Origin of the sequence: Flavobacterium sp. A45 (assembly GCF_002001005.1) — a bacterium.
GTDB lineage: Bacteria > Bacteroidota > Bacteroidia > Flavobacteriales > Flavobacteriaceae > Flavobacterium.
The window spans coordinates 53,263-77,924 of sequence record NZ_MUNX01000075.1 but is presented as its reverse complement, the minus strand read 5'-3'; the positions used below and the strand labels follow the sequence as shown (position 1 = coordinate 77,924).

The 24,662-nt window shown below is 34.5% G+C and carries 25 protein-coding genes; 7 read left to right on the top strand and 18 right to left on the bottom strand.

The annotated features are described in order from the left end of the window. Positions 1 to 141 precede the first annotated feature (141 nt). The 17 genes from B0E44_RS08680 to B0E44_RS08600 form a co-directional block, all read right to left on the bottom strand. Positions 142 to 366 (bottom strand): hypothetical protein, encoded by a 225-nt coding sequence (locus B0E44_RS08680; protein ID WP_077373097.1) that lies wholly within the window; start codon positions 364 to 366, stop codon positions 142 to 144. 61 nt (positions 367 to 427) lie between these two features. After that, positions 428 to 1,552 (bottom strand): ABC transporter permease, encoded by a 1,125-nt coding sequence (locus B0E44_RS08675; protein ID WP_077373094.1) that lies wholly within the window; start codon positions 1,550 to 1,552, stop codon positions 428 to 430. A 97-nt stretch (positions 1,553 to 1,649) separates the two neighbouring features. Beyond that, positions 1,650 to 2,756, bottom strand: a complete 1,107-nt coding sequence (locus B0E44_RS08670) for an ABC transporter permease (protein WP_077373091.1) — start codon at positions 2,754 to 2,756, stop codon at positions 1,650 to 1,652. A gap of 89 nt (positions 2,757 to 2,845) precedes the next feature. Then, on the bottom strand, positions 2,846 to 3,580 hold the full coding sequence (locus B0E44_RS08665; protein ID WP_077373088.1) for an ABC transporter ATP-binding protein: 735 nt from the start codon (positions 3,578 to 3,580) through the stop codon (positions 2,846 to 2,848). Between the two features lie 28 nt (positions 3,581 to 3,608). Then, positions 3,609 to 4,505: an ABC transporter ATP-binding protein gene (locus B0E44_RS08660; RefSeq protein ID WP_077373085.1), complete on the bottom strand. Its 897-nt coding sequence runs from the start codon at positions 4,503 to 4,505 to the stop codon at positions 3,609 to 3,611. 99 nt (positions 4,506 to 4,604) lie between these two features. Continuing rightward, positions 4,605 to 5,099: a c-type cytochrome gene (locus B0E44_RS08655; RefSeq protein ID WP_077373082.1), complete on the bottom strand. Its 495-nt coding sequence runs from the start codon at positions 5,097 to 5,099 to the stop codon at positions 4,605 to 4,607. A 62-nt stretch (positions 5,100 to 5,161) separates the two neighbouring features. Continuing rightward, on the bottom strand, positions 5,162 to 6,040 hold the full coding sequence (locus tag B0E44_RS08650) for an HlyD family secretion protein (RefSeq protein WP_077373079.1): 879 nt from the start codon (positions 6,038 to 6,040) through the stop codon (positions 5,162 to 5,164). Positions 6,041 to 6,110: 70 nt separating this feature from the next. Beyond that, positions 6,111 to 7,364 carry a TolC family protein gene (locus B0E44_RS08645; RefSeq protein WP_077373076.1) on the bottom strand — a complete coding sequence of 418 codons (1,254 nt, stop codon included), beginning with the start codon at positions 7,362 to 7,364 and terminating at the stop codon, positions 6,111 to 6,113. Further along, positions 7,361 to 7,954 carry a TetR/AcrR family transcriptional regulator gene (locus tag B0E44_RS08640; RefSeq protein WP_077373073.1) on the bottom strand — a complete coding sequence of 198 codons (594 nt, stop codon included), beginning with the start codon at positions 7,952 to 7,954 and terminating at the stop codon, positions 7,361 to 7,363. The genes B0E44_RS08645 and B0E44_RS08640 overlap by 4 nt, the downstream gene beginning before the upstream one ends. 119 nt (positions 7,955 to 8,073) lie before the next feature. After that, on the bottom strand, positions 8,074 to 8,274 hold the full coding sequence (locus B0E44_RS08635; RefSeq protein ID WP_077373070.1) for a DUF6132 family protein: 201 nt from the start codon (positions 8,272 to 8,274) through the stop codon (positions 8,074 to 8,076). Beyond that, positions 8,271 to 8,573, bottom strand: a complete 303-nt coding sequence (trxA, locus tag B0E44_RS08630; RefSeq protein WP_077373067.1) for a thioredoxin — start codon at positions 8,571 to 8,573, stop codon at positions 8,271 to 8,273. The genes B0E44_RS08635 and trxA overlap by 4 nt, the downstream gene beginning before the upstream one ends. Positions 8,574 to 8,585: 12 nt before the next feature. Further along, complete coding sequence (locus B0E44_RS08625) at positions 8,586 to 8,774, bottom strand: hypothetical protein (protein ID WP_077373064.1); 189 nt, start codon at positions 8,772 to 8,774, stop codon at positions 8,586 to 8,588. A 131-nt stretch (positions 8,775 to 8,905) separates the two neighbouring features. Continuing rightward, positions 8,906 to 9,739: a methyltransferase domain-containing protein gene (locus B0E44_RS08620; protein ID WP_077373061.1), complete on the bottom strand. Its 834-nt coding sequence runs from the start codon at positions 9,737 to 9,739 to the stop codon at positions 8,906 to 8,908. Positions 9,740 to 9,742: 3 nt separating this feature from the next. After that, positions 9,743 to 9,946, bottom strand: a complete 204-nt coding sequence (locus B0E44_RS08615; RefSeq protein WP_077373058.1) for a DUF2892 domain-containing protein — start codon at positions 9,944 to 9,946, stop codon at positions 9,743 to 9,745. A gap of 147 nt (positions 9,947 to 10,093) precedes the next feature. Continuing rightward, complete coding sequence (locus B0E44_RS08610; protein ID WP_077373056.1) at positions 10,094 to 11,506, bottom strand: rhodanese-like domain-containing protein; 1,413 nt, start codon at positions 11,504 to 11,506, stop codon at positions 10,094 to 10,096. Positions 11,507 to 11,667: 161 nt separating this feature from the next. After that, positions 11,668 to 12,456 (bottom strand): sulfite exporter TauE/SafE family protein, encoded by a 789-nt coding sequence (locus B0E44_RS08605; protein WP_077373053.1) that lies wholly within the window; start codon positions 12,454 to 12,456, stop codon positions 11,668 to 11,670. 119 nt (positions 12,457 to 12,575) lie between these two features. Next, positions 12,576 to 13,202, bottom strand: coding sequence for a Crp/Fnr family transcriptional regulator (locus B0E44_RS08600; RefSeq protein WP_077373050.1), 627 nt, complete (start codon positions 13,200 to 13,202; stop codon positions 12,576 to 12,578). A 439-nt stretch (positions 13,203 to 13,641) separates the two neighbouring features. Here B0E44_RS08600 and B0E44_RS08590 point away from each other — a divergent pair, with 439 nt between their 5' ends. From B0E44_RS08590 to B0E44_RS08560, 7 genes are all read left to right on the top strand, one after another. Continuing rightward, complete coding sequence (locus B0E44_RS08590) at positions 13,642 to 13,947, top strand: rhodanese-like domain-containing protein (protein WP_077373044.1); 306 nt, start codon at positions 13,642 to 13,644, stop codon at positions 13,945 to 13,947. A 72-nt stretch (positions 13,948 to 14,019) separates the two neighbouring features. Beyond that, positions 14,020 to 15,600, top strand: a complete 1,581-nt coding sequence (locus tag B0E44_RS08585) for an NADP-dependent glyceraldehyde-3-phosphate dehydrogenase (RefSeq protein ID WP_077373041.1) — start codon at positions 14,020 to 14,022, stop codon at positions 15,598 to 15,600. 1,220 nt (positions 15,601 to 16,820) lie between these two features. Next, positions 16,821 to 17,222, top strand: coding sequence for a c-type cytochrome (locus B0E44_RS08580; protein WP_165688782.1), 402 nt, complete (start codon positions 16,821 to 16,823; stop codon positions 17,220 to 17,222). 598 nt (positions 17,223 to 17,820) lie between these two features. Further along, positions 17,821 to 21,141: a sensor histidine kinase gene (locus B0E44_RS08575; RefSeq protein ID WP_077373035.1), complete on the top strand. Its 3,321-nt coding sequence runs from the start codon at positions 17,821 to 17,823 to the stop codon at positions 21,139 to 21,141. A gap of 25 nt (positions 21,142 to 21,166) precedes the next feature. Next, the gene (locus B0E44_RS08570) at positions 21,167 to 22,516 is read left to right on the top strand and encodes a sensor histidine kinase (protein ID WP_077373032.1); all 1,350 of its coding nucleotides are present in this window, start codon (positions 21,167 to 21,169) and stop codon (positions 22,514 to 22,516) included. Between the two features lie 108 nt (positions 22,517 to 22,624). After that, positions 22,625 to 23,008 (top strand): response regulator, encoded by a 384-nt coding sequence (locus B0E44_RS08565; RefSeq protein WP_077373029.1) that lies wholly within the window; start codon positions 22,625 to 22,627, stop codon positions 23,006 to 23,008. After that, complete coding sequence (locus B0E44_RS08560) at positions 23,001 to 24,044, top strand: adenylate/guanylate cyclase domain-containing response regulator (RefSeq protein ID WP_077373026.1); 1,044 nt, start codon at positions 23,001 to 23,003, stop codon at positions 24,042 to 24,044. The genes B0E44_RS08565 and B0E44_RS08560 overlap by 8 nt, the downstream gene beginning before the upstream one ends. 95 nt (positions 24,045 to 24,139) lie before the next feature. Here B0E44_RS08560 and B0E44_RS08555 read toward each other — a convergent pair whose 3' ends face one another. After that, positions 24,140 to 24,556, bottom strand: a complete 417-nt coding sequence (locus B0E44_RS08555; protein WP_077373023.1) for a cupin domain-containing protein — start codon at positions 24,554 to 24,556, stop codon at positions 24,140 to 24,142. Positions 24,557 to 24,662: the final 106 nt, after the last annotated feature.

Here is a 24,662-nt window from a genome sequence, read left to right as displayed (position 1 = left end):
TTTATTAAGCTATTTTGAAATAGTAAACTTTATAAAATAGGCTCAAAGGGGTAAAAATAAATTAGCTGAAATTGGTTTAAAAAAAAAAGAGTGTTTGAAGGTTACAAACACTCTTTTTAGGATTATTATAAATCAATTACATTATGCTTTCTTTTCAGTTTTAGCAGCGCAACAAGATCTTGTTGTTTTGTCACAAGTTTTCTTTTCTTCTGTAGTACAGTTTTTGTGATCTTTTGTACACGCTTTTTTAACTTTTGCTGTACTTTGTGTTTTGGTAGTAGTAGCTTTTGGTTTTGTTTCTTGAGCGTTCACATTTATTCCTGCAGTGAAAAGTGCAACCGCCAAAATTGTAATTAGGTTTTTCATGGTTTTTATTTTTTGATTTTAATGATGAGCCAAAATTATTATTTTTTTTGAATTGCAGTTATTAATTAACTTTTTTATAACTCATTACTGCTAATATATTTAAAGCAATGGCATAGACGGTTATTATTGAAAACTGAGTTGTAATATCTTTAAAAGTAGCACCTTTGAGCATCACCATCCTAATGATTTCTACAAAGTACCGAATTGGATTTAGCAATGTAATGTTTTGTGCCCACTGTGGCATACTCTCGATTGGTGTGAACAACCCACTCATCAAAATAAACACAACCATAAAAAACCAAGAAATAAACATGGCTTGTTGCTGGGTATCGGTATGATTGGAAATGAATAATCCGATTCCCAAAATGAGTAATAAATAGACGGAAGTAAAGGCATAAATCAAAACCAAACTGCCTACCATAGGAACTTGGAAAACAAGTTTTGCAATTAATAATCCAACGGTTAAAATCACCAGACCAAGTATCCAAAAAGGAAATAATTTACCAATAATAAATTGGTGTTTTTTGATGGGAGTCACATTGATTTGTTCCAAAGTGCCAATTTCTTTCTCCCGAACGATATTCATAGCCGAAAGAAAAAGTGCAATCATGGTGACTAATAACACCAAAATTCCCGGAACCATATATGTTTTGTAGTTCAGTGTATTGTTGTACCAAAAGGAAGGAATTGTGACTATGTTTTGCGGTTGTATGAGGGAACCGTCGTTGTATTGCAAAAGGTGGCTTAGGATTTTTTGGTTGTAGGTTCCAATGATTTGTGAAACGTAAACATTCTCAACCCCTGCCGAGGCTCCATCGATGGCGTTGATGCTGACTGACAAAGTAGTGTTTTTTTCGGTAATCAGGCTGCGTTCGAAGTGGTTGGGAATTTCGAGGATAATATCGATATTTCCTTTTTGCATTTCGAGGTTGGCTTCTTCTTTGGTATTGAATTGGTTTACTATTTTGAAAGATTTCGAAGCTTCAAATTTGCTGATGAGTTCCCTGGAAGCAGCCGAATGGTCGTGGTCGATATAAGAGAACTTGATATTTTGGATTTCAAAACTGGCAGCATTGGACAAGATTATCAATTGAATTAACGGTAAAACAAATATGATAGGCAGCATTCCTTTGTTTCTAAAGATTTGTTTGAATTCTTTCTGGATGATGAATAGGATAGTTTTCATTTTAAATTTTAGATTGTTAATCAACGATTTCTGTTTTTTTAGATTTCATTGTTATCGAAATTACCATTGCTATTGAAATTGCCATTGAAATTGTTTTTTATTCCAGTCTGATCTTATATTTTTTGATGCTTAAAGCTATGAAAAACACCGTCATTCCTATCAATATTAAGGTCTCTTTCCAAATGGTATGAATGGTGGCTCCTTTGAGCATGATGGCTTTGATGATGATAATGAACCACTTGGCGGGGATGATGTTGCTGATGATTTGTAGCGGCAGCGGCATACTCGAAATGGGGAAGATGAATCCCGACAGGATGATTACTGGGAGCATTAATCCCGCTAAGGAAAACATCATGGCGGTTTGCTGCGATTGGGCTATGGTTGAAATTAAAATCCCCAGTGACAGTGCGGTAATAATGAACAGAATACTTTCCAACGCCAAAAGGAAAAGACTACCTTCGATAGGCATTTTAAACACTAAAACACCTAAGAGTACAATGATTGTTGCATTGATTATCGATAGAAAAACATACGGAAATACTTTACCAATAACCACTTGAAAAGGTTTTATGGGCGAAACCAATAGCACTTCCATAGTGCCCATTTCTTTTTCACGGGTGATGGAAATGGAAGTCATCATGGCCGAAACCAACATCAAAATTACGGTCATCACTCCAGGTACAAAAGTGAAAACACTTTTGAGTTCGGGGTTGTAATACAGTTGTGTTTGGGTTTGAATTTGGTAAACAGGTTTGATGTTTTTGTTGAGTTCCTGTGTGTAGTTCTGCAAAATAGCATTGATGTAATTGGTGATGGTATTGGCCATATTTGGGTCGGTGGCATCGGTGATGACTTGGACTTTGGCTGCTTTTTTATTTTGCAGGTTTTGAATAAAGTCTTTCTCAAAAACCAAAACGGCTTTTACTTTTCCGGTTCGGAAAACGCTTTCTATTTGAGCTTCGTGCGTGATTTTATTTACGATATTAAAATACTTGGAAGCGCTTATTTTATTGATGATTTGTTGGGTTTCGGTGTCTTTGGATTGGTCTAAAATAGCAATATTAACATTGTTGATCTCATTGGTAATGGCAAATCCAAACAGCATAATTTGAGCTACCGGCATCCCGAAAAGTATGAACATAGTGCGTTTGTCACGAAAAATGTGGTAGAATTCTTTTGTTACAAAACCGATGAATCTTTTCATTTTAGACTTTTTAAGAATATAGAGAATAGAATATTGATAATAGATTTATTTATGTGTGATACTGTAATCTTAAAACTGCAATCTGCTAACTATTCTACATTACGGGCGAGTTTCAGGAAAACGTCATTCATGGAATCGACATTGTATTTTTGTTTTAAATTTTTCGGACTGTCAAGTGCTTCTATTTTTCCTTCGACCATAATCGATACTCGATCGCAATATTCGGCTTCGTCCATATAGTGTGTGGTTACAAAGAGCGTAGTCCCTTTGTGAGCCTCAGCATAAATCATTTCCCAGAATTGTCTTCGTGTTATGGGGTCGACGCCACCTGTGGGTTCGTCGAGAAATACAATTTTTGGCTCGTGCAAAAGCGCTACCGAAAAGGATAGTTTTTGTTTCCAACCTTGAGGCAAGGATCTTACCAATTTATCAGCAACGTCTTGTAAATTCAAATCCTGAATTAATTGCGCTGTTTTTTCTTTGATTTGTGCGCGAGACAATCCATAGATTCCGCCAAAGAAAGTGATGTTTTCTTTGATGGTCAAATCGTCATACATGGAGAATTTCTGACTCATATACCCAATGCTTTTTTTGACCATTTCGGCTTGGGTTTTTACATTGAAGCCCGCTACAATAGCTTCGCCCGAAGTAGGTTTCGAAATCCCAATGAGCATCTTCATAGCGGTCGTTTTTCCGGCTCCATTGGCACCAAGAAAACCGAAAATCTCTCCTTTGTAGACATCAAAAGAAATGCTATTGACCGCTGTGAAACTGCCAAATTCTTTGGTGAGCTTGTTTACGGTGATGATTTTTTCTTGATTCATTTTTGAGGCAAATTATTTTGAGCATAGATTACAAATCCATAAAAACATCTTCTATGGTTGGTTTTGTCATTTGGATTTCTATTTCGGTATGTTTTTTATCTTCTAAATATTTCTTTAATGCATTAGAATTAAATTTTGTTTCCTTGTCCGTGTAATGTATGGATTCACCAAAGGCATAAACGCTGTATTGACTCGGATAGTTTTTTAGATCGAGTAGGAGCTGATACGTATTTTTTGCTCGGACATCATAAATAGTTTTGTCGTATTTCTCAATAATGTTTTTAGGGGAATCAATTTTAAGGATCGTTCCTTTTTGGATTAATGCGATTCGGTCACACAAAGCCGCTTCGTCCATATAAGGTGTTGAGACCAAAATCGTAATTCCTTTTTGCTGTAAACGCTTTAGCATTTGCCAAAATTCTTTACGGGAAACGGGATCCACTCCTGTTGTGGGTTCGTCCAGAAATAAAACTTTAGGTTTGTGAATTAAAGCACAGCACAAAGCTAGTTTTTGTTTCATTCCGCCCGAAAGCGCTCCTGCTCTTCGAGTTTTAAACGGTTCTATTTGAATATAAATATCTTTGATTAAATCATAATTTTCTTGAATGGTAGTGCCAAAAAGGGTAGCGAAGAAAGTCAGGTTCTCTTCAACAGACAAATCGGGATATAAAGAGAATTTTCCTGGCATATAACCTACACAGTTGCGTATGGACTTGTATTCTTTTACAACATCAAAGCCTGCAACCGATGCAGTTCCTTCGTCGGCAAACAGTAATGTGGTCAATATTCTGAAAAGCGTCGTTTTTCCAGCACCATCAGGCCCAATGAGACCAAATATTTCACCTTCATTTACTTCAAAAGAAATGGCTTCAACGGCTTTTATCTTGTTGTAGGATTTGGAGATATTTTGGACTTTTATACTCATTTTATGAAGAAGTTTAAATTTATTTAAATGCTTTAAACGTTTAGGACTGATTGTGAACTGCAGTGGTTTTCTTTTCTTTTATTAGTGAATATTTATAGGTTAGTTTGCTTTTTTGTTGCCATTTCCCATTCCCTGACCGTTTCCGTGATTTTGTTGGAAATGGTTTTGAAACCATTTTGGAGCCTCAATTTGATTGTCATAAATGTAGGATGCTATTTTTTTTAAATCATTTTCTTTAAAATTTTGTTTAGGCATCGGATTGAATTTATTTACGGCTCCAATCATTAATGCATTTTCGGCTTTAGGATCACTAGAATAGGCAACAATTGCATTCACAAAATCTTCTTTGCTATTATATTGCATTAAGTATCTTTTTTTTACGGCAATCATTGGCGGAGCAATAATTTCATCGTGAGATTTTGTCGTTACACTGTGACATGCATAGCAATTCTGTTTCATTAGTTTTAAACCTTCTGGGGCTTTATTGATTTCTGTAGCACTTGCTAAATCTGTTTCGAGTTTGGTTTCATCTTGTTTTTTGCAACTTGAAAAAATCAAGAGCAGTACTACGGTTTTCATTAATAATGTTTTCATTTGAACTTATTTTATAGTTAATAACGAATATTTTAATTGATGAGATAATTCTTTGATTCGGGCTAAGGGACTAACCACATTTCAGCCGGCATTCCTATTTTTAAACCCCCGTCATTTTTTACTTCCACTTTTACGGCATAGACTAAGTTTACTCTTTCTTCTTTCGTTTGAACGATTTTTGGTGTAAACTCCGCTACCGATGAAATCCAGGAAATAGTTCCAGGATAGGATTTCATTCCAGTTCCGTTATCAATTTTTACCGTTACTTTTTGATTCAGTTTTATGTTGGGAAGTTGCGTTTCGCTGATGTAAACTCGCAATGTCATTTGGCTGAGATTGGCTATTTTATAAAGCGGTTTTCCAAAGGAAGTGATTTCATTGGGTTCTGCATATTTGGCCAAAACGGTTGCTTTTATCGGATTAATGATTTTGCTATTTTTGATTTGGTCATTGATCTTTTTAATCTGAACATCAATCGAGGTGATTTCATTTATAATAGGTGCATTCTGAGTTTGAACTCCTTTTATTTGTTCTTTGATCACATCCACTTTTCCTTCTATCTCATCGACTTGGCGCTTGGTGGCGGCGTTTTCAGCAAACATATTCTGAATCCTTTTTTGTTCAATAAGTGTGGTTTTGAGTTGTGCTTGTAATACACTGATTTGCGACAACACATTTTCAGATTTGGAATACACCGTCACTTTTGAAGCTATGAGCTGTTGTTTGTTCAGATGCAATTGAATGGTGTCGACCAATCCTACCAAGGTATTTGGTTCAATAACATCACCTTCTTCTAGATTTAAAAACTCCAGTTTTCCATTGGCTTCAGCAGAAATAGTGATTTCGGTCGCTTCAAAATTGCCATATCCATCGGCTTTCTTATCGCTGTTGCTGCACGAAAACAGGCTTAGTATAAGTGTTAGTATAAATATGTGTTTCATTTGTTTAAAGATTTATTTGTTAGTACACCTTTGTCAAAGTTTTAAACTTTGACAAAGGTTTTAAGGATTACTAATTGATTCCAATAGCGACTTGATAATTGGCCTTGGCGAGTTCCAATTGTATTTCGTGAATTTTTTGGCTGTTTTTGGCTTCGTACAAATTGGTGAATTCGGTCAAATATTCCGAGGCGGTAATGACTCCGTTTTTTAATTGCGAACTAGCCGATTTTTCAACATATTCACGCAAAGCGATTATATCGGTATCGGTGGCAATATTGGTTTCTGCTTTTTGTATTTCTGCATTGATTTCTTGCAGCTGAATTTTGTTATTGAGTAAGAAAGTTTCTTTTTCGGTTGCAACAATATCGGCAGAAACAGCAAGCGCTTCCTTCTCTGATTTTGATTTGTTCCAATCAAAAACATTCCAATTGGCTTTCAATCCGACCATAAAAATGGGTTCAAATGAGTTTTCAATCATGTTCAGTCCCGGATTACCGTAACCTGCGATTCCAAAGGCATTTATTTTGGGCAAATTGTTTTTAGTCAATATACTTTTTGAAACATCGATTTGCTGTTCCTGTAATTCGAAATAGTGTATTTCAGGTCGGTTTATAGTCGTATTTGTTGGTGTTGTAATAATTGGTTTGTCCAATTCTGTTGTTTCCGGAATGTTGGAGTATGTTATGGAAGAAAGATTATCGAATAGTTTTTTCTTGTCGTATTGGATTTCCGAAAGCTGTTGTTTAATTTTCAGATTTTCGGCTTCCAATACTTTTTCGGAAGCGGGTAAAATGGCGCCAAACTCAATACCCGATTTGACTTCTTTTATTTTCGATTCCAATTGTTTTTGCTTGGTAAGCAAAAGGTGTTTTCGCTCCTGCAAAAGTAAAATAGAAAAAAACAACTGATTGATTTTGGACTTGAGTTGGTATAAGTTGACCTCGACCTGTTGTTGTTGTGTTTTGGTTTGAGCCTCTTTGAGTTTGGTATTGGCATCAATCAAACCACCATTGTAAAGCAACTGATTAACGTCTAATGTAGCTTTGTATTGGTCTTTATTTAGTGGGGATATAAAAGGATTTGGAATTTCGGTTACTTGATTTTGGTAGGTTCCTTGGGCATTCAAATCAATTTTCGGCAATTTTCCGGTTTGTAAAGCATTCACTTCATGATCCGATTTTTGCTGTAATAAAGTAATCTGTTTGGCAGTTGGATAATTTAGGCGAACTAAAGAATAGCAATTCTCCAGCGTCATTTTTTGCTGCGCTAAAGCAAAAAGCGGGAATAAAAAAAGGATGCTAAAAGTATATTTTGAAGGTCTCATTTTTTAATCGAATTAATAATAGTTTCGGCTATGCTTGTTTTTCGTTCTTCCATCATTTCGTTAAATTCTGCTTCCGAAAGTTGAATGATTCCTTTTAGCATCATTTTGGCGGCAAAAGGAAACACCGTCATCGAAAAAATATCTAATAAAAGCTGCTTTGGAGGAATGGGTTTGATTATTCCATCGGCTATTTCTTTTTCAATTTGCGCTAATAATGGAGTAGGATTCGGGCGGTTTTTATGATTCAGAAAGGATAGTACAAATTCAGGATTGTTGTTCATTTCCTGAATGATAAAAGGAGGTAAGTACGGGTTGACAATGACAAATGAAATATAACTGTTTGTGAATTTTCTAATTTTCTCGAAAACTGTTGCATCCGAATTGAAGATCTCATTGATTTGTGGAGCTAATTGACTGAAGGCATTCATAAAGACTGCTTCAAAAAGTAATTGTTTGTTTTTGAAGCAGTAATGTAACATTGCTTTGTTGATGCCCGCTTCGTCGGCGATTTCTTGCATGCGCGCTCCTGCGAATCCCTTTTTTTGGAATACAACTCTGGCGGCATTGAATATTTTTTCTTCGGTTGTCATGAGTGCTAACTATACGGTTTAACCATTTGGTTAACAAAGTTAATTAAAAAAAGTATTTCGGGTTGAAATACTTATGATTTATTTTTATGATCCTGCGTTCTAATTTAGCAATTAACCTATTATTTCTGTTTTTTCTCTTCTTTCACAAACATATTAAACAACAATCCACCCATTAAACCTCCATAAAGAGTAGAGTTAACGGGTTTTGAAGTGATGGCACAACTTCCCGAAGCGCAGCCCACAAAGTGATAATATAGATAGCCGGAAATGGCTCCAAGGATAATTCCGATGCCGGTGATAATAATTGCTTTTCGGGTCATGAGTTGCTTTTTTCTACAATCACTTTGATTAAATCAGAGGAGCTTAAAACTCCAGATTGCCTCCATAATTGTTTTCCGTTTTGAAAGAGAATCATAGTTGGAACACCACGAACTTGGTATTGTGCTGCGATTTGCTGGTTTTTATCCACATCAATTTTGATGATGGAAATTCGGTCGCCCAAATTTTCTTTGACTTGTTTCAAAATAGGTGCCAATGTTTGGCATGGCCCACACCAAGTTGCAAAAAAGTCAACCAAAACTGGTTTTTCGGATTGAATGATATCGTTGAAAGTACTCATTTTTTTATGTATTTATTTTTTGGGAATTGCACATCCATTGGATCCACAACCTGTATTAAAAATGGCTTGAATAAAGAAAAATAATCCAAAGGCAATGAAAAACCATTCATGGGTATAGTATGCTTGAGTAAATAAAAATACAGCAAAAGCCAATCGAAAAATTCGCATAACGTGCCAATTGGTAAATAGTAGATCTTTCATTTTTTGGGTTTAAATGGTTTAAAAGTTTGAAATACTGTTTAGATGATACGTACCAAAAAACAATTAATTCAATTCGTGTAAATTTACTTCGTCAGTTCGCTGTCGCTCGGGTGTGAAATTCGTGTTTGCTTTTACAATTTATTTCCAATTTTATATTTGGTATCGTAAGCGATTTCTTTTTGCAGAGTTTCTAAAGAAACTTCATTTTTGCTTACAATCAAGACTTCAGAAAAATTACTGTTCATACTTACGCTTAAAACATTTTCAAGTGCTGAGAACTTTTCTGAAACGGTATTTTTACAACTGCTACAGGTGATTCCTTCAAATGGGTATAAATTGACCAATACCTCATTGTTTTTTTGTAATTCGATAAACAATTCGGAACCAGCTCTTGGTGTGGCAGAATTTTGGCAAACTTCCATTTTTAGAAAATTAAAGGCCTGTTGAAAAAGCAAATTATATTCGTCTTGGCTTCCGCCAAAAGGGGGGCCACTTTCAAATGTTCGGTTGAATAGTAATCCTGCAATTTTTCCTTTATTGGCTAAAAGATGATGCATTTTCCAAACGTATTTTTGACGCATCGTTGGTGGCAATGCACAAAAGAATGTCTGTTCTAGGATTACGTCATACTCATCTTGATGTTCAAAAAAGTCCCCCAATACGATGTTGATATTGTGATTGTCTTTGAATTTGGTTTTTAGATTTTCTACCAAAGTCGGGGCTATGTCAATTACAGTAACGTTTGTAAAACCTTGTTCCAAAAGATAATCGGCTTCATAGGTATTTCCGCAACCCGGAATCAAAATCCGAATGGTTTTGTCTTTTAGTGTGTCAATATAGGTTTTTATGGGCGGAGATACTTCACCTAAATCCCAACCTATTGTATTGGATTGGTATTGGTTGTCCCAATAAACTTTATCCAACGGTTTTTCACAAGATGTCACGCAACATTGTAATTCGTCCATAATTTATATTTTTTTGTTAGTGTTTATTCCTAAGAGTGTATATAATGGACAAAAACTAATAAAACTTGTCAGTAAAAAGATGATGGCAAAAGCCAATAAAACGATTGCCAGAGTACCAGTTATAATACCGGCATAGTATAATATTGCAATGATAATTCCAATTATGGAACGAATCAATTTGTCTGTAGCACCCATATTTTTTTTCATGATAAAAAGTATTTATTGATTGTTTTTAATTACTAAAGAATCTTTAGTAACTAAATTTCAATTTTAAACTAAATAGTGTCAATATAACGTGAGGTCACGCCCTAATTATTTTTTTATTTTTGAATTTGTCATTGAAATTGTACTTTGCTATTGAATTTTACTTTGACACACAAAATCGGTTCTTGGAATGTCGGTTTTGGCAATGGCACTAAATCCTCCTTCTATTTCACTGAAATTTCTAAAACCACGGGCTTGCAAAATCGAAGCTGCGATCATACTGCGATATCCGCCGGCACAATGCATAAAGAAATGCTCTTTTGGGTCAATGTCTTTTATCCAATCGTTGATGTTCGCTAGCGGTTTACTAAACGCTTCTTCAATATGTTCTGCACTGTATTCGCTTTGTTTACGGATGTCGATGATTTTGCTTTCACCAATTTTTACTTGCGCTTTCAATTGGTCTGCAGTGATTCGGTTTACAGTGTCAATTTCTTTACCCGCATTTTTCCAAGCCTCAAAACTTCCTTCTAAATGTCCCACTAAATTGTCAAAACCTACTCGACTCAAACGGGTTACGGTTTCTTTTTCACGTCCTAATTCGGTCACTAATATAATGGGTTGTTTTACATCGGCAATTAAAGCGCCTACCCAAGGAGCAAAATCACCATTGATTCCAATGTTTATGGATTGCGGAATAAAACCTTTGCTGAAATCACCGTTGTTTCTAGTATCTAAAATTAAGGCGCCCGTTTCTTCTGCGGTAGCTTCAAATTCGTTTACGGTTAATGCTTTCATGCCTAAATCCATTACGTTTTCAAAACTATTGTACCCTTTTTTGTTCATAGCCACATTCATTCCAAAATAGGCTGGGGGAGGCAGCAGTCCATCGGTCACTTCGGTGATGAATTCGGCTTCGGTCATATTGGCTCTCAAAGCATAATTGGTTGCTTTTTGGTTTCCAATAGTCGAAACGGTTTCTTTACTCATGTTTTTACCGCAGGCACTACCCGCACCATGAGCGGGATAAACAATGACATCATCTGCTAAAGTCATGACTTTGTCTCTTAACGAATGGTATAATAATCCAGCCAATTGTTCTTGGGTCATCGATGCTGCTTTTTGCGCCAAATCTGGTCTTCCTACATCACCTATAAACAAGGTGTCTCCAGAGAAAATTGCATGATCTTTTCCTTCTTCGTCGATTAGTAAATAGGTAGAACTTTCCATGGTGTGACCAGGAGTGTGTAATACTTTTATTTTGATATTTCCTATTTCAAATAGTTGGTTGTCTGTTGCAACGGTGGCTTCAAATTCGGGTTGTGCAGTTGGTCCATAAACGATTGCAGCGCCCGTCTCTTTGCTTAAATCCAAATGTCCCGAAACAAAATCGGCATGGAAATGGGTTTCAAAAATATACTTCAGTTTGACTCCGTCACGTTCGATTCGATCCAAATAAGGTTGTGTTTCTCTCAGGGGATCAATTATAGCTGCTTCACCATTGGAAGTGATATAATAAGCACCTTGTGCCAGACAGCCTGTATATATTTGTTCTATTTGCATGATTTTTGTTTTAATGTGATACAAAGTTAATTCTGTTTTGTGATACTATCTGTGACAAAAATTACTTTAACGTAAGTTTAATTGAAGTAGATAAGTGTCTTAGAAGCTAAGATTCTAAGTTTTTAATTTTTTGTCTTTGAAAATTAACAATTTAGTCTGTTTTAAATTGCACAAAATTCCTTGACAAGAATGTAAATCCCCATGACTAAGATGAACCAGCCAAAAAGGGGTTTTAGTTTATTACCGTCTATTTTTTTAGACAATTGAGTGCCAATAATCATTCCTATAAAAGCCATTCCTGAAATAGTTAATAAGAAAGGATAATTGATTGGGGTGCCAATGAATAAATCACCAACAAAACCAATGGAAGAGTTGACAAATATGATTAATAAGGAAGTCCCAACGGCTTGTTTCATCGGTAAATTGGCAAAAAATAAAAGAGCTGGAATAATCAAAAATCCACCCCCTGCGCCCAGAAATCCTGTAACAATTCCAACCACAGAACCAATTAGTGCCAGATGCAGGTAATTTGTGTGAGTAGATTGTATTTGAGAATTGGTTTTGCGAATCATCGAAAAGGAAGCAGCCATCATCAAGACTGCAAAAATAATCATGATCAGAAAATTTTTGGTGACCTGAAAATCATTTACCGTAAAAAGCACATTAGGAATTTTTAAAATGATTACTTCTCGGATAACCAATATGGAAAATACAGAAGGGACGGCAAAATACATGGCCGATTTGATTTTGAGATTCCCCATTCGGTAATGAGTGAAACATCCTGAGAAAGCAGTTATGCCAACGATAAATAAAGAATAACTGGTAGCCAGTTTTGGATCTATTTTGAATAAATATACCAATATGGGAATCGTCAAAATAGAACCGCCACCGCCTATTAAACCTAATGAGAGACCTATTATGACAGATGCCAAATAACCGAAATATTCCATACTGTTTTTTTTGTTTAGGGCAAAGATGCGAAGATTACTGTAGATGCTCGGTAACTTTTGTCACTTTAGAAGAATTTGTGAGTTGTGAGTTTTTTGTAATCTGTTTTAGAATTTAAACTTTACATCAAAATCTCAATTTGGTTGCGGTGTAAAACCACCAAGCCTCTTTGTTCCATTTTTTTGAGCAGTCTCGAAATAACTTCTCTGGAAGTATTCAAATCCGACCCAATTTCCTGATGGGAAAGTTTCAGTTCTTTGCAACCGCATGCCTCAACTTGACGTTTTAGGTAAAACTCTAGACGTTCATCCATAGCTCTAAAGGCAATACTATCGATAACTTCGAGTACTTCTTCAAATCGATTTCGATAAGTGCCAATAACAAATTCATACCAGCTTCGATGTTGCATCATCCATTTGTCCATGAGTGATAGAGGAATCATAATCACTTCGGCATCTTCGACAACCTTAGCCATAATTTGACTTTTTTCATTCTTGGTTGCGCAGACCATTGATAGCGCACAGGCTTGTCCAGGTTGCAGGTAGTACATGAAAAATTCACCTCCATCATCATCTTCTCGATAGACTTTGATAGTTCCTTTGGTAACTAAAATTGTATTTTTTATATATTGTCCAGTGCGCATGATGACTTCACCCGAACTAAAGTTTTTGATGACTTCGTTTGATTTTATATCTTGAATCAATTCGTTTGAAAAAGAGGAGAATATTTTTTTTAATTGCTCTGGCATTTGATTTTAAATTTGGATGGATACCAATACTGTAAAAGTAGTAAAAAAGCAGAAGTTTTTGCTAAATGACATGTGAAGTTGAAATAGTAAATTATGGAATACCAAATAGAACTGGATATTTTAGTCTTTATTTTGGACAATAAATAACAGAAATTAGGATTTGTTGAATATTGATTTTTACGAAAACGTTTTCTTTATTTTGTTGATTAATTCACAAAAAAGAGGTGTATTGTTTGAGGAAAAACTCGTATTTTTACGAAATAATAAATATTATGAAATCGCTATTGATAAAAGTTTGCGTAAGCAATTGAAAAATCATCGAACTCCGATGAACATAAAATATTGTGAGATAAACGCCTAATGAATAAAAAGGCGACTCAATCGGTAGCAAACTAGCGGTGCATAACATGAATCACCTTAATAAATAAATTTTACTTATATGAATTTGACACAAGATGAATGGGTTTCCCAATTTGAAGCTGATGAAAATGCAATAATACTAGATGTAAGAACTGAAGACGAATGCGATCAAGGTATAATTGAAGGTTCTATTAATATTGATATTCATAAAGGACAGGAATTTATTGATGCTGTTGCAGCATTGGATAAAAGCAAAAATTATTATGTGTATTGTCGATCAGGAATGAGAAGCGCAAAAGCATGTGAAATAATGAACGAGGTAGGGATAGAAAATGCCTATAACTTACTTGGTGGGATTATAGAATGGAATGGTGATATAGTATAATATCATAAAGTAATAAAAAAAGAGGCTTATGCCTCTTTTTAAATCTAAGAAAACAACCAAAATAACCACAGAATGAATACAATACCTCAAGAATTTCAAATTACAGAACCGCTTATTCAAGATACTTATTTGGTAAATGGTAAATTGAAAAAATGGACTGGAAAAACAACACCAGTATATTCTACAATTTCTTCAACCGAAAAATATGAACCAACATTATTAGGTTCTATTCCTTTTATGGGTGAAGCAGAAGCGCTAGAAGTGGCAGAGTCTGCAAAAGCGGCTTTCAATAACGGACAAGGTTTATGGCCTACAATGAAAGTGGTTGACCGTATTAAGTGTATGGAAAAGTTTGTTGCCCAAATGAAAGAAACCCGTGCCGAAGTGGTTAAACTTTTGATGTGGGAGATTGGAAAAACACTTGGTGACTCCGAAAAAGAATTTGACAGAACCGTAGAGTATATTATAGACACTATCGAAAGTTATAAAGAATTGAACAGTCGTTCAGCTCATTTTTCTAAAGTGCAAGGAATTAATGCCATGGTACGTAGAGGACCTATCGGTGTGGTATTGTGCCTTGGACCATACAATTATCCATTGAACGAAACCTTTACATTGCTTATTCCAGCTTTGATTATGGGAAATCCTGTAATTTTCAAACCAGCAAAACATGGTGTTCTATTAATATCACCATTGTTGGAAGCTTTTAGAAGCAGTTTTCCAAAAGGAGTAATCAGCATTGTTTATGGTAGAGGTCGTGAAATTGCTTCGCCAATAATGAAATCCGGAAAGGTAGATATTTTGGCTTTGATTGGAAACAGTAAATCAGCTATCGCTTTACAGGATCAACATCCAAACAAAAACAGATTGCGTTTGGTATTAGGGTTGGAAGCGAAGAATCCAGCTATTATTCTGCCGGATGCCGATTTGGATTTGACAATTCAAGAATGTATTGCAGGAACTTTATCTTTCAATGGTCAAAGATGTACTGCATTGAAAATTATATATGTACATGAAAATATAGCTGCTGAATTCAACAAACGTTTTGCGGAAAAAGTGGACGCTCTTGCCTTTGGAAATCCATGGGAAAAAGGAGTTTCTTTGACACCGCTTCCAGAGACCGAAAAACCAGCTTATATTCAGGAATTAATTGATGATGCTACCAGTAAAGGAGCAAAAGTAATCAATGCGAAAGGTGGGAAACACACAGATAACTTTATATTTCCAGCCATTTTGTTTCCTATAAATAAAGATATGAGAGTGTATCACGAAGAGCAATTTGGTCCGGTAGTACCCGTTTTGACTTTCAAAGATATTCAAGAACCATTAAACGATATGGCCGAATCTAATTATGGTCAACAAGTGAGTTTGTTTGGTAAAAACATCAAAACCATTGCGCCGCTTATCGATACTTTGGTGAATCTAGTTTGTAGAGTAAACTTGAACAGTTCTTGTCAGAGAGGACCGGATGTTTTCCCCTTTACTGGGAGAAAAGATTCTGCTTTCGGGACATTAAGTATTCATGATGCTTTGCGTTCATTTTCTATCAGGACTTTTGTGGCTTCAAAAGATAATGCCTATAACAATGAAATATTACAGGAATTGTTAAACAGCAAAGAATCTAATTTCATCAATACCGATTATATTTTATAAAGGTTTTTAATCAATTAATCAAACCGTCTCATTTCTTGGAATGAGACGGTTTTTTGATTTTTTAAAGTTTGGAATTTTAAGTTTGTATTATTGACTGTTTTGGAAATGATTTTAAAGTGTTGTTTTTTAATTGCTTATATTTGTGAGGGTAATCCCTTAGCTATTTTTAATGCTAATGGATTTTTTATGAATTCCTATTTTTAAAATGCATTTATATATTTATTAAAATTGTAAGCATCAAAAAAAGAATAAAAATAGCAGCTAGAAAGGTACATGAACATTTGCATCGTGAGCCTTATTATGTACATCCTCAACTGGCTTTTATCCCAAATATTGTTATAAATGTTATCACTTTCATTATAGCACTAGCTTTGATAGGAACTATTTTGTACTTATTGATTCGATTTCTTGTAAAGGCGTTTTATCATTTATAAATAAATCCATTGCTGTAATAAAAGCAATCGAAATAAACAGACCCCAAACTGTTTATAATGTGATAACCATTTTTTTAATTCTATCCAGAGGAATAATTATTACGCTGGGTTTTTCGGGTAATTCTAAAAACACCAGCATTTTGTCGAATGCATTGTTAAAATATGTAAGCCATATAAGTTTTTAATTTGAAGAAAATAAGATAAAGCAATAGTTCATTTAATAAAGTGACATAGCCTTATAAAGAACGTTCTTAAGTTATATTATCTTTTGATCACAAATTTGGTAAGCTAACACATGACTTATATGTTTATAACCAAAAGCTTTTATTATAGATTCTAGCGTTGTTTTTTTCAATAATTGTTATTTACCAACATTCATACGGATTTGGATTTTTGAAAAAGCTAAAGAATAGATTTGATCAAGATTATTGGAATTAAAAAAGTAAGTGGTTTTGTCTTTCCATTATATTTTTTTAAAATGAGAAGGATTAAAAAGTTTCCGTTTATTAAAATCGAGTTATTTTAGAAAGGTAACTTGAAAACAGTAATTTCTTTAAAATTAAATAAAATAATAAAATTGATTTTGGTAAATAAAGATGCGTTTACTGTTGAGGTATTGTTAATAAATTTACACAATAATCATTATAATTGATTTTAATTTGTTATTTATTAATTTTTGCTAATTATTTTGATTTTTGTTTGAATAATTTGTGATTTCATGATAAATATCAGGTTTCTTGCTACAACGTTTTCTTAAATTTGATGTATAATTTAATAGCACAGGCCATGAAAGTAGAACTCAAAATTTTCGTAGTATTAGCTTTACTAATTGTAACAGGAACAAAAAGTATTGCGCAAGAAATAAGCTGGGTTGCACCAGAATATTCTAATTCATTGAAAAATCCATTTGTAGGAAATCAGAAGGCTACCGATGTTGGAAAGGAAATATTCAATCAGATGTGTGTACTATGTCACGGCGAAAAAGGACAGGGAAATGGAGAAGCAGGTCTAACCTTGCAACCGCATCCTGCCAATTTTCTGGCTCTGAATGTAAAAAGCCAAACTGATGGTGCTATTTTTTGGAAGATAACCAATGGAAAAGCTCCAATGGCTAGCTACTTTGAACTTTTAACAGACGACCAAAGATGGAAATTGGTCAACTATATACGAGAATTAGAAAAAAAATAGTTTTGAATTAGTAAAGAAATAAATTTTTTTTTAAGGGAAACCGCCGCCACTTATGCTTTAAGAGGTGACGGTTTTTTTTGCGTGTTAAAAGGAAATCATTCACTTCTATTATTTTAATTTTTTGAATTGTATTAAAATTACGCCTGATAAATACGAGGTGAACGAATGAGTTTTTTTACCGCTGATTAGCAGATTTTAATTTAAATTTCTATACCGAATTAACCGTGTTCAGTGGAATTAGCGCAAATTAATTTCTTTAAAATAAATAAATCAGCTTTTCAATAAATTAATCTGCGAATCTGCGGCCATTATTTAAATTCATGTGTTTGCCTTGCTTATAAATAGTGTTTGTATTTAAATTGAAAATGAGCTAATAAGTTTGTTAATTTTTATGTAATTTTAATACGTGTAATCTATTGATATAGATTTAGTTAAGTTTTTTTATTTTTTGCTACCCAATCTATCCTACAAGTTATCGATTTTCGAATGTCTTAGACTTACGCCACTATAAAAGAAGATGTTGATAATCGAACAAAGATGCCTAAGAAGATGGTGTAAGTGAGGTTGTTTTTAAACAAATTAATAAAATAGCTGGATTATGAAAAAGTACTTTTTTGTTATCTTATTAGTCAGTTTTCAGGTATTTTATTCCTCTGTTTTCGCACAACTTAATTCTACTAATTTTACTGCTTATTCTGAATTAGGAGGCACTTTTATCACCGATATTATTACCGACAAGAGAGGCGTTGTCTGGATAGCAACCAGTAATGGACTTGTGCAATATGATGGTTATGAATACAAACATTTTGATGTAGATCCCAAAGATCCCAAAAAAATGGGAAGTATTTTAACCCAAAAACTTTTTGTAGCTCAGGATGGTCATATTTGGATTGGTTGCACAGAGCTACTCAGTGAATACAATCCCGAAACAAAAACATTCAAGAATTATGATATTTCAAAACTGACGGATTTTCCTTTGGGTTCGCGACCCACAATTATTACCATAAATGAGGATTCGAGAGGGCGAATTTATTTTGGGACGACTTCTTTTATTGGTTTGACAGCTTCTCACGCTCTTTTTTATAAAGATGCAGATAGTAATAAACTCCAGCGTTTTGATTCTCCCAATAAAGTAGAAATAAAAAATGTTTATCAAGCTACTACAGACCATTTGGGCAATGTCTGGGTATTTGCCGCTAACGGTTTTTTTAGAATTGATAAAAATAAAAATATTCATAAAGCGAAATGGCCAATAGCCGAATATCTGAGTGATCAATACTATAGCAGAATTAAATGCGATGTTAATGGCAATGTCTGGATGAGTTCAAGTAATGTTATTCATTCAACTCTCAGTGTGTGGAATCCAAATACTGGCAAAGTGAAGTCCTATCCTTTAAACCAATCTATCAGTAAAATTAATAATGAGTTTATTATTACTGTAATGGAGTTCGATTCAAAAGGGAATATTTGGCTTGGAACCACATATGGTTTACTATATTTTGACTTGAAAAAAGAACAATTTGAACTATTGAATGAAAATCCAAATCTAAGATTGACAAGAAATGTGCTTACTTGTCTTAATTTGGATTCTTTCGATAATCTTTGGATAGGAACAGAAGCTCAGGGATTACTTAGATATACTAATCGAGTAGTATTGAAATCCTATGTTTATAAAAGAGAAGATAAAAATTCCATTACTCAAGGCTGGGCCAATAAAATAGTTGAAAGTGGTGATGGTAAAATTTGGATAACTACCGAAGCGGGTCTCAATGTTTTTGATCCTGTTACCAATTCTGTAACACCTTATCCGATTTCGAAAGTACTATCAGGGGTAATTTGGTTCTTTGGAAAAGGTTTGTATTCACCTGAAGAAATTCTCTTCCAAACGAATCTTGGCTCTTTTCTTTTTAACACTAATACTAAGACTTGTAAGAGAATCAATCTAGAACCTAGACTGGATAAACTTTTTATTACCAGTCTAGTTAATGACAGTAGGGGAAATCAATGGTTTTGTACGGTAAATGGTGTTTTTCTAAAAGCTAAAAATAGTAAAACTTTTCGCAGCTTTGATTTAGCAAAGATTGGCGGATCAAATAGTAGCAGCAATGATGTAGCCAATATTTATGAGAGTCCCGAACACGGAATATGGCTGCTTACCAATAACGGATTATTTCTATATAATTATGAGACCGATAAAACGGTAAGGTATGGATTTGACAAGAAAAAAGGAGATGTCTTAAAATCGCAAGACATCAATTCGCTTTATGTTGATAAAGAGGGGACTGTTTGGGTTGGAACTTGGGGTGGTGGTCTTAGTAAATACAATATCAAAACAGGGAAAATTATAACGTATACAACTAAAGACGGTTTACCCTCTATGGGGATTCAAGGGATTTTGCCTGACGAAAAAAATAAAGCACTTTGGCTTAGCACTTTTGACGGAATCAGTAGGTTTAGTATTGAAGAGGAACAATTCAATAATTTTTCGATGGAAGATGGTCTCCAAGGGCGTCTATTTGCCGATGGGTCAAACCTTAAAACATCTGGAGGGCTTATGTTTTTTGGCGGTAGTAACGGTATCACGGTATTTAATGCAAATAATATTTCTAAAAATTCTACCCCTCCAAAAGTATTTATTACCGATTTTAAAATTGGTGATATTTCAATATATAATGACATCGATTCTGCTCAAAAATATAAAAAGGCAATACCAAAAGATTTTATTCTAAAGCACAATCAAAACAGTATTTCTATCAATTATACAGGGATACACTATGCTAATCCCATCAGAAATAAATTTACCTACAAACTGGAGAATTATGATAGCAACTGGCGTGAAGTAGGAAATATTCGCACCGCGTATTATTATGATCTGCCTCCAGGGGACTATATTTTTAGAGTAAAAGCGGCCAATAGCAATGGTGTTTGGAATAAAGAAGGGGCTTCTGTTACATTTAGTATTACTCCTCCTTGGTGGCGCACTTGGTGGGCGTATACGTTATATGGAATCCTCTTCTTAGGTTTCGTCTTTTTGATAGATCGATTCCAGCGAAAAAGACTTCTTGAAAAAGAGCATGCTTTGGCCAAAGAAAAAGAACTTGTCCATGCTCGTGAAATTGAGAAAGCCTTTAATACACTCAAAACTACTCAACTTCAACTTATTCAATCCGAAAAAATGGCATCTCTTGGGGAACTTACGGCGGGAATTGCCCATGAGATTCAGAATCCGTTGAACTTTGTCAATAATTTCTCTGATGTTAGTCTAGAGCTGATTGATGAAATGCATGATGAAATGAATAAAGGCGAAACGGAAGAAGCCAAGGCAATTTCAGTAGACATCAAACAAAATTTAGAAAAAATAATCTTTCATGGTAAACGCGCTGATGGGATTGTAAAAGGGATGCTACAGCATTCCCGTATTAGTTCTGGACAAAAAGAACGAACAGATATTAATGCCCTTGCCGATGAATATTTGAGACTGGCTTATCATGGTTTGCGAGCCAAGGACAAAAGTTTCAATGCGGAACTGGAAACTCATTTTGATGCAAAACTCCCAAAGGTTGATGTAATTCCGCAAGATATAGGCCGGGTTTTACTCAACTTATTTACCAATGCTTTTTATTCCACACATCAAAAACAAAAAACGACGACGCAAGAATACAAGCCAGTTTTAATAGTGGAAACAGCTCAAAAAGGAAATTTTATAGAAATTATTGTTAAAGATAATGGTACAGGAATTCCAAATGCAATTAAAGACAAAATAATGCAGCCTTTTTTTACCACAAAACCTACGGGAGAAGGAACCGGTTTAGGTTTGTCATTGAGTTATGATATTGTGGTGAAAGGACATGGAGGCACTATTAATGTAGAAACAGAAGAGGGCAATGGCGCCACTTTTATTATAACACTGCCGATATGATTTATTACTATTTAATTTATCAAATATGAACTTTGATTATATTCTATTAATTATCGTTTTTAGTCATTTGCGAAGAGCATTGCAAAGCAAAATTTTATTGCCCCAAATTGATAAATATTTGAGCATAGGATTTTGGTTCTCAGTTGTGCTTCTAATCACGGGAATCCTATTAGGTTCCAGCAAAGACATAACTGCTTGGATAGCGCATGCAATGTTGTTTACTGTAATTTATTTTTGCCTTACCCAAAAGGAGTTTATTTCTGTTAAGTCATTTATTTATTCCATATTGCCTTTTGTAGCTGTGAATTTTTTAAAAGATTTTACAGAGCTCATCAACTCCTCTTTTCATCAAGAATGGAATAATTATTTTGATACAGCAATTCTTTTTTCAATCATCTGGTTTTTTGCGATGTTCTTTGTTAATAGAAAACAGCGCAAGGACATGGAAAAAGAACGATTAAAAGCCATAGAGCTTGAAAAAGAGTTTTTACAGTCCGAAATTTTAAAAGAAAAATTAGAGATACAGGTAGCAGAACGTACTGCTGAAATTTTAGGACAAAAGGAAGAATTGCAAAAGACACTCGATGAACTAAAAACAACTCAGGCGCAATTAATTCAATCTGAAAAAATGGCTTCACTTGGGGAACTTACTGCTGGGATTGCTCATGAAATTCAGAACCCATTAAACTTTGTGAATAATTTTAGTGAAGTGAGTAGTGAACTTTTGGACGAAATGAATGAGGAAATAGTTAAAGGGGATTTTGATGAAGTTAAAAACATTGCAAACGACATCAAAAAAAACCTTGAAAAAATAAACTTTCATGGCAAACGCGCTGACAGTATTGTAAAAGGAATGCTGCAACACAGTCGAATAGGAAATACCGTAAAAGAACCCACTAACATCAACAAATTGGCCGATGAATATCTGAGACTAGCCTATCATGGACTTCGTGCCAAAGACAAAAGTTTTAATGCCGATCTAGTTACCGATTTTGATGAAAACCTACCTAAAATAAATGTATTGACCCAAGAAATTGGTCGTGTATTGCTGAATTTGTTCACGAATGCTTTTTATGCCACACATCAAATGCAGAAAAAATTAGGAGAAGGATATAAACCAATAGTCAGTGTGAAGACTGAATTAAAAGAAAAAGGAATTGAAATAACAGTAAAAGACAATGGTATTGGAATTCCGGGAACTATTAAAGACAAAATAATGCAGCCGTTCTTTACCACCAAACCCAGTGGTGAGGGCACAGGTTTAGGATTGTCTTTAAGTTATGATATAGTGGTAAAAGGTCATGGCGGAACAATTGCTATCGATAGCCGAGAAAATGACTATACCGTTTTTACAGTTTTACTTCCAATAGAATAAAAGTATACTTTCAAATAATAAAATTCGTAAATTTAAAAACAGGTAAGTAATTGAATGTTAGGTATTATGTTGGTTTTTTAAAATAATAATAACTTAAAATAAGTTTAAATGAAAATACTGGTAGTAGATGATGAAGCCGATATACAACCGCTTTTCTTGCAACATTTTCGGAAAGAATTACGGCATCACGATTTTGAATTCGATTTTGCCCTTTCGGGTGAAGAAGCATTAGATTATCTTAAAGGCAAAGCTTCGGAAGTAGTGCTGATTCTTTCGGATATAAATATGCCAGGGATGAGCGGGATAGAACTTTTGTCGAGAATACGACATGATTTTCATGGCCCACAGCCTGTAGTGATGATGATTACCGCTTATGGGGACGAAGAAAATTACAAACAATCTATGGAAAACGGTGCGAATGATTTTTTGACAAAACCATTAGATTTTAATGTATTGAAAGAGAAACTAAAAAAAATCATGGACAATGGCTAAGATACTTGTAGTTGATGACGAAGCAGATTTAGAGATTCTAGTAAAGCAAAAGTTCAGAAAAAAGATTCGGGAAAATGTTTACGAATTCATTTTTGCTCAGAATGGGGAAGAGGCTTTGCTGAAAGTTGCTGAACATCCAGATCTGGATATCATATTGAGTGATATTAATATGCCAATAATGGATGGACTAACTTTATTGAGCAGGTTGCCCGAAGCCAATCCAATGTTGAAAGCGGTTATGGTATCTGCCTATGGAGATATGCAAAATATACGGACAGCCATGAATAGAGGCGCTTTTGATTTTGTTTGCAAACCCGTTGATTTTGATGATCTGGACTTAACTATGGAGAAAACTATCTTGCATGTCAGACAATTGCAGGAAACTATCAAAGCAATCAAGGAGAATAATATTCTCAAGATGTATGTTGATGAAAATGTAATTAATTTTATGACCAATAAGGAGTTTGAAACTAGTCTTCTTAAAAATGAAATGCTGGAAGCTACAGTACTTTTTATAGATGTATGTGGTTTTACTTCGATTACGGAGCAATTTCCGGCAAATACAATTGTGAATTTGCTTAACGGATTATTCGATACAATCGTAAAAGAAATTATTGCTCAGGAAGGACATGTAGATAAATTTATGGGTGATGCCGTTATGGCTGTTTTTAGGGGAGATTATCATTTGGATAGAGCTATAGATGCAGGGCTCGCATTAAAAAATCAAATCAATAATATCGAAGAAATAACAGTTGGAGACAAAAAATACAAACCAGAAATTTCGATAGGTATTAACTCTGGAGAAATGGTTTCGGGAAATATTGGTTCGGCATCATTAAAGCGATTTGATTATACTGTTATTGGCGATGCAGTAAATACAGCACAAAGATTGCAAAGTGTCGCCAAACCGGGTCAGATTCTTATCTCAGAGGCTGTTTATCATATTGCTAAAGAGTCTTTTAAGTGTGAACTAAATGGTGAATATGTTCTGAAAAATAAATCAGTACCAGTAAACACCTATGAAGTAATTGAATGAGTATTTTGAGTTCTTTAAATACAAAAAACGTTATTACTTAAATCTTGAGTAATAACGTTTTTTGCGTAGTAAAATATTGAAATAATTGATCGCTTTTACTGGTTATAACTATTGAATTCCTCATCGGTTACTCTTTCCAACCAATCAACGGCCCCTTTTGGAGTAGCAGCTGTAATCGCTATATGGGTTAGCGTATTATCTCTTGAAGCACCATGCCAATGCTTTATATCAGCTGGAATTTTAATCACATCACCTCTTTGAATTAATTGAATAGGTTTGCCTTTCTCCTGATAATATCCAATTCCGTAGGTTACAATAAGGATTTGACCACCCGGATGCGTGTGCCAATTGTTTCGGGCTCCCGCTTCAAAAGTTACGTTTCCGATGATACTATTAAATTCATTTTCACTTACTAATAATTTAACCCAGGCATTTCCAGTGAAATAATCAGGATTTGCTTTATCGCCTTGAGGGAAAATTGGATTTTGTGTGCTGTTATTTGTTTGTTTCATGTTTTTTACTCTAACTAAATTTATTGTTTTTTACAAGCTTTAAAACTTTCTGTTCTTTGCGCCTCTGCGCCTTTGCGTGGATTGCGCTCGCAAAGACGCAGAGGCG

Coding starts and splice junctions, on each gene's coding strand:
- B0E44_RS08680 (WP_077373097.1), bottom strand. CDS start 366: ATGAAAAACCTAATTACAATTTTGGCGGTTGCACTTTTCACTGCAGGA.
- B0E44_RS08675 (WP_077373094.1), bottom strand. CDS start 1,552: ATGAAAACTATCCTATTCATCATCCAGAAAGAATTCAAACAAATCTTT.
- B0E44_RS08670 (WP_077373091.1), bottom strand. CDS start 2,756: ATGAAAAGATTCATCGGTTTTGTAACAAAAGAATTCTACCACATTTTT.
- B0E44_RS08665 (WP_077373088.1), bottom strand. CDS start 3,580: ATGAATCAAGAAAAAATCATCACCGTAAACAAGCTCACCAAAGAATTT.
- B0E44_RS08660 (WP_077373085.1), bottom strand. CDS start 4,505: ATGAGTATAAAAGTCCAAAATATCTCCAAATCCTACAACAAGATAAAA.
- B0E44_RS08655 (WP_077373082.1), bottom strand. CDS start 5,099: ATGAAAACATTATTAATGAAAACCGTAGTACTGCTCTTGATTTTTTCA.
- B0E44_RS08650 (WP_077373079.1), bottom strand. CDS start 6,040: ATGAAACACATATTTATACTAACACTTATACTAAGCCTGTTTTCGTGC.
- B0E44_RS08645 (WP_077373076.1), bottom strand. CDS start 7,364: ATGAGACCTTCAAAATATACTTTTAGCATCCTTTTTTTATTCCCGCTT.
- B0E44_RS08640 (WP_077373073.1), bottom strand. CDS start 7,954: ATGACAACCGAAGAAAAAATATTCAATGCCGCCAGAGTTGTATTCCAA.
- B0E44_RS08635 (WP_077373070.1), bottom strand. CDS start 8,274: ATGACCCGAAAAGCAATTATTATCACCGGCATCGGAATTATCCTTGGA.
- trxA (WP_077373067.1), bottom strand. CDS start 8,573: ATGAGTACTTTCAACGATATCATTCAATCCGAAAAACCAGTTTTGGTT.
- B0E44_RS08625 (WP_077373064.1), bottom strand. CDS start 8,774: ATGAAAGATCTACTATTTACCAATTGGCACGTTATGCGAATTTTTCGA.
- B0E44_RS08620 (WP_077373061.1), bottom strand. CDS start 9,739: ATGGACGAATTACAATGTTGCGTGACATCTTGTGAAAAACCGTTGGAT.
- B0E44_RS08615 (WP_077373058.1), bottom strand. CDS start 9,946: ATGAAAAAAAATATGGGTGCTACAGACAAATTGATTCGTTCCATAATT.
- B0E44_RS08610 (WP_077373056.1), bottom strand. CDS start 11,506: ATGCAAATAGAACAAATATATACAGGCTGTCTGGCACAAGGTGCTTAT.
- B0E44_RS08605 (WP_077373053.1), bottom strand. CDS start 12,456: ATGGAATATTTCGGTTATTTGGCATCTGTCATAATAGGTCTCTCATTA.
- B0E44_RS08600 (WP_077373050.1), bottom strand. CDS start 13,202: ATGCCAGAGCAATTAAAAAAAATATTCTCCTCTTTTTCAAACGAATTG.
- B0E44_RS08590 (WP_077373044.1), top strand. CDS start 13,642: ATGAATTTGACACAAGATGAATGGGTTTCCCAATTTGAAGCTGATGAA.
- B0E44_RS08585 (WP_077373041.1), top strand. CDS start 14,020: ATGAATACAATACCTCAAGAATTTCAAATTACAGAACCGCTTATTCAA.
- B0E44_RS08580 (WP_165688782.1), top strand. CDS start 16,821: ATGAAAGTAGAACTCAAAATTTTCGTAGTATTAGCTTTACTAATTGTA.
- B0E44_RS08575 (WP_077373035.1), top strand. CDS start 17,821: ATGAAAAAGTACTTTTTTGTTATCTTATTAGTCAGTTTTCAGGTATTT.
- B0E44_RS08570 (WP_077373032.1), top strand. CDS start 21,167: ATGAACTTTGATTATATTCTATTAATTATCGTTTTTAGTCATTTGCGA.
- B0E44_RS08565 (WP_077373029.1), top strand. CDS start 22,625: ATGAAAATACTGGTAGTAGATGATGAAGCCGATATACAACCGCTTTTC.
- B0E44_RS08560 (WP_077373026.1), top strand. CDS start 23,001: ATGGCTAAGATACTTGTAGTTGATGACGAAGCAGATTTAGAGATTCTA.
- B0E44_RS08555 (WP_077373023.1), bottom strand. CDS start 24,556: ATGAAACAAACAAATAACAGCACACAAAATCCAATTTTCCCTCAAGGC.